General features: G+C 48.1%; 10 protein-coding genes and 2 pseudogenes. 1 reads left to right on the forward strand and 11 read right to left on the reverse strand.

Features of this window, described 5'->3' with window-relative positions; all coding sequences use genetic code 11:
* Positions 1-20: 20 nt before the first annotated feature.
* The 6 genes and pseudogenes from AC1P02_RS16730 to AC1P02_RS16755 all read right to left on the reverse strand — a co-directional run.
* Positions 21-1,094 (reverse strand): DNA-methyltransferase, encoded by a 1,074-nt coding sequence (locus AC1P02_RS16730; protein ID WP_485182698.1) that lies wholly within the window; start codon positions 1,092-1,094, stop codon positions 21-23.
* Positions 991-1,224, reverse strand: coding sequence for a Com family DNA-binding transcriptional regulator (locus AC1P02_RS16735; protein WP_485182699.1), 234 nt, complete (start codon positions 1,222-1,224; stop codon positions 991-993). Before AC1P02_RS16735 ends, AC1P02_RS16730 begins: the two co-directional genes overlap by 104 nt.
* Positions 1,225-1,519: 295 nt before the next feature.
* On the reverse strand, positions 1,520-4,696 hold the full coding sequence (locus AC1P02_RS16740; RefSeq protein WP_485182700.1) for a type III restriction-modification system endonuclease: 3,177 nt from the start codon (positions 4,694-4,696) through the stop codon (positions 1,520-1,522).
* Positions 4,697-4,706: 10 nt separating this feature from the next.
* Positions 4,707-6,662: a site-specific DNA-methyltransferase gene (locus AC1P02_RS16745; RefSeq protein ID WP_485182701.1), complete on the reverse strand. Its 1,956-nt coding sequence runs from the start codon at positions 6,660-6,662 to the stop codon at positions 4,707-4,709.
* On the reverse strand, positions 6,607-7,143 hold the full coding sequence (locus AC1P02_RS16750; RefSeq protein WP_485182702.1) for a hypothetical protein: 537 nt from the start codon (positions 7,141-7,143) through the stop codon (positions 6,607-6,609). Before AC1P02_RS16750 ends, AC1P02_RS16745 begins: the two co-directional genes overlap by 56 nt.
* Before the next feature lie 397 nt (positions 7,144-7,540).
* A pseudogene (locus tag AC1P02_RS16755) lies at positions 7,541-8,308 on the reverse strand (IS5 family transposase); the annotation flags it as partial.
* A gap of 185 nt (positions 8,309-8,493) precedes the next feature.
* On the opposite strand from AC1P02_RS16755, the pseudogene AC1P02_RS16760 reads away from it, so the two are divergent.
* Positions 8,494-9,511: pseudogene (locus AC1P02_RS16760) on the forward strand (integrase core domain-containing protein).
* Between the two features lie 70 nt (positions 9,512-9,581).
* Here AC1P02_RS16760 and AC1P02_RS16765 read toward each other — a convergent pair.
* From AC1P02_RS16765 to AC1P02_RS16785, 5 genes are all read right to left on the reverse strand, one after another.
* On the reverse strand, positions 9,582-10,154 hold the full coding sequence (locus AC1P02_RS16765) for a hypothetical protein (RefSeq protein ID WP_485182703.1): 573 nt from the start codon (positions 10,152-10,154) through the stop codon (positions 9,582-9,584).
* Positions 10,155-10,407: 253 nt separating this feature from the next.
* Positions 10,408-11,028 (reverse strand): antitermination protein Q, encoded by a 621-nt coding sequence (locus AC1P02_RS16770; protein WP_485182704.1) that lies wholly within the window; start codon positions 11,026-11,028, stop codon positions 10,408-10,410.
* A complete protein-coding gene (locus AC1P02_RS16775; protein WP_265432584.1) occupies positions 11,028-11,381 on the reverse strand; it encodes a DUF1064 domain-containing protein in 354 nt (117 codons plus the stop codon). The genes AC1P02_RS16770 and AC1P02_RS16775 overlap by 1 nt, the downstream gene beginning before the upstream one ends.
* On the reverse strand, positions 11,378-12,367 hold the full coding sequence (locus AC1P02_RS16780) for a DUF968 domain-containing protein (RefSeq protein WP_485182705.1): 990 nt from the start codon (positions 12,365-12,367) through the stop codon (positions 11,378-11,380). The genes AC1P02_RS16775 and AC1P02_RS16780 overlap by 4 nt, the downstream gene beginning before the upstream one ends.
* A complete protein-coding gene (locus AC1P02_RS16785) occupies positions 12,364-12,627 on the reverse strand; it encodes a hypothetical protein (protein WP_265432582.1) in 264 nt (87 codons plus the stop codon). Before AC1P02_RS16785 ends, AC1P02_RS16780 begins: the two co-directional genes overlap by 4 nt.
* Between the last annotated feature and the right edge of the window lie 16 nt (positions 12,628-12,643).

Here is a 12,643-nt window from a genome sequence, read left to right on the forward strand (position 1 = left end):
GAATTTCCTCACTTGTTGTCTCAATTCTGGCAGCTACTGACTTTAGTTACAATCTCGGCTATCTCGTTACACGTTTGCAGGTACCGCGGCCTCTCAAGCTCCACCCCGATAAACCGCCGCCCCAACCTGATTGCCGCTTTGCCGGTAGTGCCTGACCCCATAAAGAAGTCCGCCACCACATCACCAGGACGACTACTGGTTCGGATGATGTGCTCCATCATGGCCAGCGGCTTCTCGCATGGGTGCTTACCCGGGTAGGCCTGCACCGATGGATACATCCACACATCGGTAAACGGCACATCCTGGGTTACAGAGAACGGCCGGCGCAACTGCTCATACTCCGCCCGCAACTCGTCATAGGATGCCACCAGATGGCTGTAGGTCTGGTGCAACCCCTGATAGGTCTCACTCAACCCGGCATAATCCTGCCCAAGTGCCCTGCCCCGCTCGGCAAACAGCGCCTGCAACTGAACATACTGCTCTCGGCTCGGCAACTGCCACTGACTGGCACCGAACCAATGGCCAGCCATCTTGGTACCGGTTACTCGGTTGATATCGGCAGCACTGACCCCCGACACCTCCCGGGCATAGCGGAAATACTCTATCAGTGGGGCAAACACCTGCCGGCGTAGATCGTGGCATGCCTTCGCATATCCCGATCCCACCTTGGCACTCCCCTCCGCCCCCACCTGCTCAGCAAAGATGATCCGCTCGCTCGCCGGCCAGAACGCTCGCATATCAGCCTTGCGCATCCGGTTCCATACCCCTGACGGCTTGGCCCACACGATATGGTTCAACACCCTGAAGCGATCCCGGATCAGCATCTCCACATCCGCATTCATCCGCGGTGAACAGAACAGATACACAGAACCATTGGGCTTGAGCACCCGCCGGAACTCCACCAGGAAGGCATCGAGCCAAGCCAGAAACTCAGCCCCACTCTCCCATTGGTTGTCCCATGCCTCCTGCTTCACCCCGAAATAGGGCGGGTCAGTCGCGATCAGAGCAACGCTTGCCGCCGGCAGCGTTTTGATAAACTCCAGCGAGTCCGCGTTCACCAACCGTACCCACCCGTCCTGTAATTGTTTTTCCATGACTACCTCCAAGCAGGGGCTCAGAGGCACTCGCATTGTTGATGACCTTACAACGGGGACACTTAATCTCGATCTGCCCCACAAAATTTGCCAATTTCTTGCCGCAATGGCCGCATCGCAATTCGTACATATGATCAGGGGTCCTTAAGCGTGATAAGCTCACCCCGCTCTGCAGAGCAATGGTGGCCTTGGCTTAGCCCGTGATCTCGTGCATGTGGCTAGGTGGCCTAGTGGCGTTACAAGCACCGCTAGGTCGCCACTATCTCTCAGGCAACAAAAAGCCCGCCACATTGCTGTGCGGGCTTTGTTTTTCGTGCAATGAAAAAAGGACCTAACCCATTAGGGTTCAGTCCTCTATCATTGATTTCTACGTTAGCAAAAATTGCAGATTGCTGTCAAACCGGTGGATGAACACTTCTGCCACATCATTTACTAATAAAGCTATTAACAAACGTCTCGAACTTATCCGCCTTCACGAACGTTGCAGGATTATCGATTGCGTTACCCTGTATGTCCTTCGCCAGTGCTTTAAAATGCTCGATACCGCAGTTGATCTTGGCCTGCTCAGTTGCCCGCAAATCATCAGAGAAAATACTGGATTTGGTTTCAACGACGAAATACAGGTGATCACCCATGCCATCATCTTTGTCGATAAGCACGGCCCAGTCCGGGTTATAGCTCCCCAGTGGCGTATCGATTTTAAACCATGCAGGCAGCTTGGCGTACAGCTTAACCTCGGAGGCTTGCTCCAGCTTTTTGGCAAACTCAAACTCAACATCAGAATCACAGATGATGTAGTCGTAAACTGATTTATCCGCCGTGACCATGTTCTTGAGGTAGCCGGTCAGCTCTGCTTCCTGGAACAGCTCTTGAGCGTAGTAATCATCATCACCAATACGGTGATAACTTATCCCATCCACAATTGCCAAACGCATCTGCTTGCGGATAACTTCACTGGCCAACTGAATAAAACTCTGTGGGTTGTTCTTAAAGGCCTCAAGCTTATCGCCCAGCCCCAGCAAAATATCAATCACGGTTTTGCGGGTCAGGTTAGTAGTAGATTCCAGATAAGTGACCACATCGGGCAACTGATAGTTACGATGCTGGTAAATATGTGTTTTGTTATCAACTACCGTAGTAGCCAACTCGGCTTTGCTTATCTCAACACTCACCTTGGTGTAATCGAACTTGGCACTTCGAACATCGACGCTGGCACGAATTTCTTTAATGCAGGTCGTAACCAAATCACCGACAGAGAAGTTCACCCGGTAGGTGGTCTTGTATTTGATTCGGTCCCACAGCGCCTTGAAGTCGTCCCCCAGCACTACTTGCTTGCCGTTATCTTCACGTAGCTTGGCGGTTTTCTTCTCCTCATGCTTTTTGATGCTCAAGCCTTTGGCCACTTTGCCAATAGTGGCAAGAATGGCCTCGGCGTACTCTGCAAACCGATCTGGCAGATTAACCTTGTTATCCGCCAGCGCCTGCTTCAGAGAGTCTTGGATCTTACCTTTGCTATCGATATAGCCTTCTGCGTACAGATGTTGGTAGATGGCTTCAGAGGCCTGGGCGCCCAAGAAGGCTTTATCTTCATGGGCCGCAGACACCAAAATATTGGCAAACTGGTGCTTCTCAATGGTGCCGAACTTGATGCCCTCTTCCTCTTCAATCTCTTTTTGCAGTTGCGCAACGAAATCCTCATAGGACTCGTTGGCCATCACCGTCAGGGTATTGACCTCAAAACCATAGGGCACTCGCTGCCCCGACTGATCGACAGCCAAACGCAGACCACGACCAATCTCCTGACGTTTCTTCATCACCGAGTTGGTTTCGTTGAGGGTACAGATTTGGAAGACATTAGGGTTATCCCAACCCTCTTTCAGTGCTGAGTGCGAGAAGATAAAGCGCAGCTTGCTATCAAGTGACAGCAGCTTTTCTTTATCTTTCATGATCATGTTATAAGCGGATTCATCGGCTGCGGTATTTTTACCGTCACCATTCTTGTCAAATTTTGACTCGGCAAACTGCGGGTTACCTGCCGCATCTTTCTTTTTATCTTGCGCAAAGTAGCCATTGTGAACACTGCGAGCCAGTTCAACTAACGCCTGTTCATTGATAACGTGCTTACCGGAAGCGTCCTGCTCCCATAGCTCGGGGTATAACACCCGAAACTTGGGCTTACGAAGTTGCGCTTTAAATTCATCCTCAAACCACTGGGAAAATTTACCTTGTACCACGGCGCCGTCTTTATCGTAGCTGCGATAATTGACCACTTTATCAATAAAGAAGAGTGACAACACTTTGATACCATGGGCTTTTATAATCGCAGCATGGTCGCTTGCGGCCGCTCCGGTGGTCAGTTTTTGGTAGAATTTCAACTCTTTATTGAGGTGCTCTTCAACGGTTTTGCTCACTTGCAGCCGTTTGAAGGTATCCACATCCACTTCACCGATGGCATTGCCCAAGGTGATGATGTCATCACGGCTAGTAAAATCGATATACTCATTGCCCTGCTCGCAATAGATATCATTGATCACATAGCCTTCATACACGCTGCGACCACCTGATGCTTCGAACAAATCGGTACCACTGCGCACGGTCACCAGCTTGCGCGGCTGCAATTTACCGGTTTTGCTCTGGGCATCGATCTCAACCTTGGCGGTGATCGGCGATTTTTTATTATCAACACTGAGCAGCTTGATATATGCCTGATTGTGGTTGTCGTGCACAGATAAGGATGCCACCTCAATCTGTTTGACCAATTTACGCTCATAAGCATCGATGGAGTCGAGCTTATAAAGCAGGTTGAATTTTTCAGTCAAGGTCGCCGAAAAACGAAACGTACAGAGCGGATTTAGGCTGGCAATCGCTTTTTTTCGGTTAGCGGTTGACGCCACCGATTGCGGCTCATCAATCAGCACCACAGGGTTGGTCGCCTGAATAAATTCAATGGGCTTCATGCCATTAAGGCGATCATCGGTGCGGTGAATCAGGTTAGCGGTTGACTCCTTTTCAGGGTCAACAAACGACTTACTGAACGCATCGATGTTTATCACCATGATCTGGATATAATCGTTAGTGGCAAAGTTTCTGACCTGATCGCGCTTGGAAGAGTCGTAAACAAAATAATCATACTGGATATTTTTATACTGTTGTCTAAAGTGCTCTTCGGTTATCTCCAGCGACTTGTTCACCCCCTCTTTAATAGCAACAGAAGGCACCACAATAATAAACTTAGTCAAGCCATAGCGCTGGTTTAGTTCAAATACGCTGCGCAAGTAGACATAAGTTTTACCTGTACCGGTTTCCATCTCTATGGTGAAATCATTGCTTGGTAAGGCTTTTTTGGCACTTTCAGTTTGTGGAAGGCCATTTAATAGTTGGACATGACGGGTGTTTTCATAGATATCTTCAGGCTTTAAGGTAAGGTTGTTAGAAACCCCAAAAACGTTATTTTTTGAAAACAAGCCAAGCTGTTGATTGGCCACAGAATGAGTTCCAACCGAAAAGCTAGACCCAAAGGAGCTCTGACCATCAAATACACCGACGATGGCATTAACAGCATCTATTTGATGATTTAAATCCGCTATAAATTGAATTTTCATCTTTATCACCTTAGATGCTCTTTACATCATCAATACCTACCTGTTTCAATATTTGAATAGCGTTTGTTTTGATAACGCTATCAGCAAACCCAGTATCTTTGAACACAACTTGGACTGTTTCTAAATTCAGATCATGTTTTAACATTGCAATATATTCGACCACATCCATAGTTATGTCGTCATCTAGACACACAATGAGAGCCCCAGATCGAACAACAAATATTTGCTTACCATTGACGATTTTCAATCCAACTGGAGCGGTTAACTCGATACCATATTTAAGTAAAATTTCATAGAGTACATCTTCAGCTTCACGATCAGATTTAACTGAGTCAACTGCATTCAATAATGAATGTTCAAGATCATCAAAGTTTGCATCCCAAGCCTTTATGTTAGTCTCATCCAACCGAAAAAATTTAAATCCAATATCGCCAGTGCTTATTTTTTCACCGCACCTCAATAAACGTTCTCTAGTAATATCTGAAATATTCTTATAGTTTGACTTTCCTGCAACTGATGAACTTAAGCACGGTTCAGGAAGTTGTACTAATATAAACTTACGATTCCCACCATCTTTCTCATTTTCAAGCATAACGCTATGCCCAGTCGTACCGGAACCAGCAAAAAAATCTAGCACTATATCACCAGAATCTTTGCTAGTTGCAATACCGAGCATTTTACTTATCAACCGAGTAGGCTTGGCAGTATCAAATACTGCTGAACCAAATAAATCTTTTATTTCTTTACCTCCATCATCTGTTGTACCCGCGTCCTTATAGCTCCATAAATCAATCGGAACCAACCCTTTGGTCTGTTCAGAGAGAAATAGTTTCAGCCTCGGAAACTCCGCCTTACCATCTTTCCCCCACCATAACCTATTTTCATTCGCATGTTTTTCACATGACTCTTGTGAATGCTTCCATGCATGGGTTGGGTGCTCTACCACTTCTCCAGTAAACGGATTGGTTATACCATAAACAAGATTTTTGCGTGCAGACTTGACTGCTGGATTTACATATGAGGAAGTAGTCCATGGACCTCTGGGATCATTATCCGGATTAGAGTAATTTGCATCTGACTTTTCATTCCTAGATTCTTTGATAATATCAAGAGCGGATGATTTTCGATATGCCAATATATTATCTTTAAGCGAATAAAAGCGCTTTGCATTATTACTTCTGGTGTATCTTTTTTCCCATGCGATTTGGGCTAAAAAGTTATCTTCGCCAAAAATCTCATCGCATATAAAACGAAGATTTTTTACCTCGGTATCATCAATTGATATAAATATGATTCCGTCATCCTTTAATAAATTTCTAGCCAGGCGCAATCTTGGATACATCATATTCAACCAATTAGTATGATATCTGCCTGAAGCGTCTGAATTAGTAGAATATGGATTGCCTTCATCATCAATTTGATTTGTCAACTTTTTATAGTTAGCAATCCCATCAGTGAAATCATCTTGATATACAAAATCATTCCCTGTGTTATATGGAGGGTCTATGTATATCATTTTAATCTTCTTATGGTAAGATTTTTGCAGGCATTTTAAAGCTTCAAGATTGTCACCCTCAATAAAAACATTCTCAGTTGAGTTCCACGAAGCGCTCAAGTCTTTATCTGGCCTTAGAGTGCCATAGGAAGGCAAAAGAGCTATTTGTTTGGCCCTTGTTTTCCCTTTCCAAGTAAAATCAAATTTTTCATTGGTATTTTCTACTGCATCACCTAAAAGTATTCTTAGGGCATCAAAATCAACAACCCCATCTTTGATGGTTTCAGGGAAAATTTCAGAAAGCTTAACTAAATTATCACTTTTGATATCGAGTGACTTAGATAAGTCAGAACTGGAATTAATTCTCTCAATCACTTTGAATTCCCCCTGTTTAAAATAAAAATTTCTTTTAATTTTACCATCTATTTGAGAGATATTCAATAATTTCCCAAGAATCCCCTTCTTTTTCATTATTAAATTTTTTAAATCGTGTTTTGAACTCAAGAAAAGACATCACACTATCTTTAGTTACAATATGATTAATATGTTTGGTTTCATGTCCATCATATACCCACTTTGATGTGGCATCTATATTTATACTAATAACATTCATTACTTTTATCGTATTTCTAGCATCATCATAATTTACTAAGACCAATTTGGATTCAAATCCAGCAGCCTCTAGACTGCGTTTTAGAGCCCATAAACTTAAGAATTTTCGCTTGTTTTTTGTCCAATACCTGTTCGGGTGACTGGACTCAACACTCAAATGTTCAGAGTCTTTTTTTAGAAATTCAAATATCAGCCACCCCCATCCCCCGGCTGTCTTATATGAAAAAATTGACTCCACATCGAAATTTCTACCTGGCGAGCCATCTAATAAATCAATAAGTAGCCTTGCGGCAGAATCATCACTATTTGAAAGGACTTTTGATGTATTTTCTATACTCACTTGCATCTCCATAATAAAAGAAAATTTCAATCAAATTCTTATACTTAAAATATCATTTTCATAGGCACATTGACTGAGAGGAAAAGGCCTAACGAGCTCCAAATACAGGGATATTATATCTACTGACATTAGAAATGACGCTCAACATAAATTACCATACACACCTTCTCAGATTTCTAATTCGTAAGTAAACGATGCACAATCGCAATCAGGGTTCTTGCTCGCATGGATGCCATAGATATAGCTAATAGCGCTCACAAATTCATCAATACTCATAAAAACTCAATTGTGAACGCTTTCCCCTGTTTGATGTGCATCATACTGCAACATGACTCTCAAGCGAGTGTGAATGAAAAGTAATTTGCGGTGGACCACAAAATTTAGGACAAGTTCTCCGGAGCCCCTCCTTGCGCATCACCAGCACAGCCTCATTTCTTGGGTGCCCTTTTTTCCATAACCCCGCGCTCTTGCGAGGCGGGATAGAGGCTGTCGCCCCTTTGTGCGAGATCAGCTGATGGCTGGCTTTGCTGTCATAGGCTCCATCCGCATAAACACGTCCCAGCTTGCGCCGCAGTGGATTGAGCAGAGTCGGCAGCACCTCGGCATCATGGACATTTTCCAGCGAGACTTCCGCCGCCACGATATCGTGGGTCACCGGGTCTACCGCCAGATGTAACTTGCGCCAGACTCGCCGTTTCTCAACACCGTGCTTTCTGACCTTCCACTAGCCTTCACCAAACACCTTCAGCCCGGTTGAGTCGATAACCAAGTCAGTAATGCGCCCCTTTGGGGGCTGTCGATAAACCACCGTCACCGTGCGTGCCCGCTTGCTGACACAGCTATAGTCCGGTGCGCACAACGGCACATTCATCAACTCGAACAAGGAGTCGAGTAGTCCCTGAGTAGCCCGCAGAGTGAGGTTGAAAATCCCCTTGAGCATCAGGAAGGTGCAGATGGTCTGGTCAGTGTAAAGCTGGCTGCGCCCCCGCCGCCCATGATGGTCATGATGGTCATGATGGTCATGATGGTCATGATGGTCATGATGGTCATGATGAAACCAGTTGCTCATGGCCTCGGCATCAACCCAGAAGGTGAGTGAACCACGGTTAATCAGAGACCTGTTGTATTTAGGCCAGTTGGTGATGGGGTGAAGCGACGTGCCCATGATGCAGACTTGAAAGGGATGGTGGTGATCAGATCACCGAGCCCTCAGCAAGTTCCATTCAAGCTGCATCGATTTGGGCAACAACGCCGGTATTCACCTGACAGTAGCCCACAAAAGAGAGTGGTCATACGGCTTCAAACCGGATAACAAAACGGTACCCCTACCGTGTTATCTGGAGTCACCGTATGACCACCAACGAGAAAGTAGCACGTCGCAAACTCAGCCTGCTACTAGCGCTCGCCAAAGAGCTCAATAACGTCAGCAAAGCCTGCAAGCTCATCGGCTACAGCCGTCAGCAGTTCTACGAAATTCGCCGTAATTACCAGACCTATAGCGCCGAGGGCTTGCTCGACAAATTGCCCGGCTGTAAAGGCGCTCATCCCAATCGGGTTGCGCCCGAGATTGAACAGGCTATCCTCGATTACTCCCTCACCAGACCAACTCATGGCCCGCTGCGGGTCGCGCAAGAACTGGCTCTGCAAGGTATCAATGTCAGTGCCGGTGGGGTGCGTGGCGTGTGGCAACGGCATGACTTGCTCTCCAAACACGACCGCTTGTTGCGCCTCGAGAAAACCCACCGGGAGCAGACCATTGATCTCAATGACGAGCAAATTCGCCTGTTAGAGCGCTTCAGCCCCGAGTTTCGCGAACGCCAGATTGAGGTCCACTACACCTTCTTCGTCGGCGCGTTCAAGGAGGTTGGTAAGGTGTATATGCAAACCGTGCTCAACTGCTATAGCCGCCACGCTTGGGGACGGCTCTACACCAGCAAGCTTCCGGTGACCTCGGTTCATGTGCTCAATGAAACAGTGCTACCGTTTTTCGAAGCCCACGAGGCACGGGTCTATACCATCCTGTCGGACAACGGGCGCGAGTTCTGTGGACAACCTGACCACCCCCTACGAGCTATTCCTGCAACTGGAGGGGATTGAGCACCGGACCACCAAGGTGCGCAGGCCGCAGAGCAACTGCTTTATCGAACGACTGCATCGAACCTTGCTGGATGAACACTTCCGTATCAAGGGGAGAACAACCTGGTATGAGTCGGTAGAGCAGATGCAGATAGACCTAGAGAGCTGCTTGGAACACTACAACACCCAGCGGCCACATCAGGGCAGGATGATGGAGGGACAGACCCCCTACAGCATGTTCAAGAAGGGTCTGAAATTGATACCGAAGGAAGTGCGCACTAAAGTAGCGTAAACAAGACACCGGTTTGAGGCCGGTGTCAGGTGATAACTAGATCTGTACAGCTAAGGAATGTGCAAACAAGTTAACTTACTTTAAAATATATAGGCTTGAGTCTTTCAGACTCTTCCTTATCAAATGATACTACCATATCCGCATGAGCATTTGGCTTTTGTATAAATGTTTGCGCCAAATGTATTTCTTCTTTTTTCATTTCATCTACAGAGTATTCAGAGTTAATTAAACAATAAAAATCTACATTTCCTTTCAAATTTTCACGCACAATCATTTTATACATTACATAGCTATTTAATGTAACAATATAAGATTTTACTTTTAATTCAGCAATGAAAATTCCGTGTACTTTTGCAAGAGTGACCGAACCGACACCCTGCCCTCTTATTTGAGGAGATATCTCTATATTTGTAAGAATCCAAGTCTTAGCACCAGTACCCTTATTAATTGTTTCAGCTAAGATAACATAGCCAAGATAACTACCACTTTGTTTTATTAATAAGAATTTAAACCGACGATATTCCAATCGATCAGCATTACTAAAGTGACTAATTATGATTTTTTGTTTCTTTAGTTCCTTATGAAAATCCTTCTCATTTTTCTCAACAAGAATCACCTTGTCGTGTTCAATCTTTAGTCTCATGAATACCCTTACTTTTTATAAAATAAGTAACATCATTTTTTTTGAGCATTTAACATAGCTATGAACAGATGGAATTTCTTGTTATGCTGATAGCAAAGCATTCCTTATTACTTCGCAAAAAACAAACCCATCACGAGAAATTATGATATTACCAGACTATCTCCGATGTCTAGAGATACTCACTTGTCCCCACCTTACTTCTGTACAAAAACACATGCGAGAAGCCTGCTATGGAAAAATTCAACGGCAAATATCACGCCGCCGTCACTCGCTTGTAGAAAGCTTCCACCTCACTCTCCTGCACATGACACCAGGCCAGCACAGCTTGATAGAGCGGATACCACTGCTGCTCCCATTCTCCACGGCTTAGGGGGCCCAGTCGTGGCTCGATTGCTCGTCGTATCTGTGTGCCAGGAATGGGACGCAGGCCGGTACCGCCACAGCGCGGGCAGATCTTGTCGATGGGCTTACCGTGCAAGCGGGATGCTTCCATATCCCGCACATTTCCCCTCCCCTTGCACTGACAAGCCGCATCCGGGATATCTGCGGTACGGCAGTAGTGTTCCACAGCCAGAGCAGCGATGGTTTTCAGGGCCATGGCATGACCACGCGACTTGATAGAGCCCACATACTTGGCGGCCTGCTTGCTGCAGTGTGCCATTACCCCGATCACCGCCTTGCGATAGCTGGCCTTATCTTTTGTGTAACGGGCCATCATCAGCGCCAGTCCCACGCCTTCATATTTCTGCACCAGCCCAAGCGCCCCCAGCACATCGGCCTGGGTCAAATGAGAAGGGCCAGTGGAGCGCGACTGAATAGCCTGCAGCATCACCGAACGGGGTTCACCAATTGAAAGTGCATATTCAAGCCGCATCAGAATGCCTCCAGTGACCAGTTGGCACCATGGCGCATCACGCCCACGAAGGTGAACATCCAGTGCTGCTTGGCCGCCACCTTGATCTTGACCCGGGCGTCATCCTCCCAGAACCCCTTCACCTCGTGCAGCTCGATCAACCCATCCTTACGCACCACCATAAAGTCCGGGGTGTAGAAGGTTTTGTCCGCCAGCCGCAGCTTGAGCGGCTCGAACTCATAGGAGAGCACCTCCCCCGCCAGCATCAGCAGCCGAAGATGATCGGCATAGGCCTGCTCGGTCTTGTTCATAGTGCCCGGTATCGGCTGTGGGCGAGCCCGCGCCTTCACGACTTTCGTACTGTATGGTGTCATCCAAACACTCCCAGGCCGGCGGCCTTGTTTAACGTCATCGCGACGTGATCTAGCTGGCTTCCGTGGGTTTGCTCCCATTGCTGCCAACCATTGTTGTGCAATTCCATGTGTGCCTGGTGGCAAAGCGGGAAAGTCATCAGGTCATGGGTCTTGCTGCCCATCACGCTGAGCCCGTGCCCCACCACATGGTGCGCTTCGATGCCATCGGTCTGGCCGGTCACCACACAAGGCAGCTGGCGCACGAACGCCAGATAGTTGGCAGACTCCCACCGTTTCATCTTGGGGCGGGGGATGTGTAGCATCGGAGGCTCAGGATCGATCGTCTTCACCGCTGGTTTGATGCGCAGCCGGCCACGCAGCTCGACCAGCGGGTCCTGCTCCATCAGCTCGGGGCGGTTCACCCGATAGCGGGCATCGCTCTCGCGATAACCACGCCCAGGGATCAGCACCCTGTCTGGCCCCACCGGCGGCAGCCGGCAAGCATGGCGCACCACATCAATGGGCAGCAGACCCTGCACCTTGAACACGCTGGCCCACCAACAGAGATCCCGCGCCTGCAACTGGGCAAGGACGACCCCGCACCAGCCCGCCACCCGGGTCAGCAGCGCCCGGGCGATTGCCTCGGCATGCTCACCCTGATTGAACGGCAGCTGGCCGTCGCGGAACTCGTTGTCGTGGTGCCAGCACAGGGGGAGCGGCAGGCCACCCATCTCGGTGGTGACCGACTCGCCAATGCACCCCTCGCCGATCAGGCACTGACCCACACTACGCAAGGCCAGCTCGCCACCGGCGGCATTAACGATGGCAGGATCCAGCAGAGCGCTTGCCAACTCAGGGAATTGCGCCAGCAGATCCCCCTTTTCGCAGGCTGGGACCAACACCGCCGGACGATTACCAAGAGAGGAACGCAACGTGGCCAGCCCCTCTCCCACCTCCAGCAGCACCAGCCCCATGGCTGGCACAAACACCGGATGTGTTGGCATCATCCCAACTTCTCCACCATCTCCAGCTTATCGAGCAGTGGGCCCAGGCGAGCCAGTAGCTGGTAACTTGCGCTACGGCGCACGGCCAGTGATTCAGAGGCAATGACCCGGCGGGCAGCCTCGGCGGCGGTCAGCCCCGGGCAGGCGGTGTCGATGGAACGGAACAGCGCAGCACTCTCGTTAAGTGCCGCACCAGCCGGGTTGCTGGCTTGCTGCTGTAAATGGTGTGCTCTGGCCGCGCTGCGGCTAGTAAACTTGCTCATGTGACCCCTTTACCTC

It is taken from the genome of Aeromonas sp. TS_SC_11 (assembly GCF_057318915.1).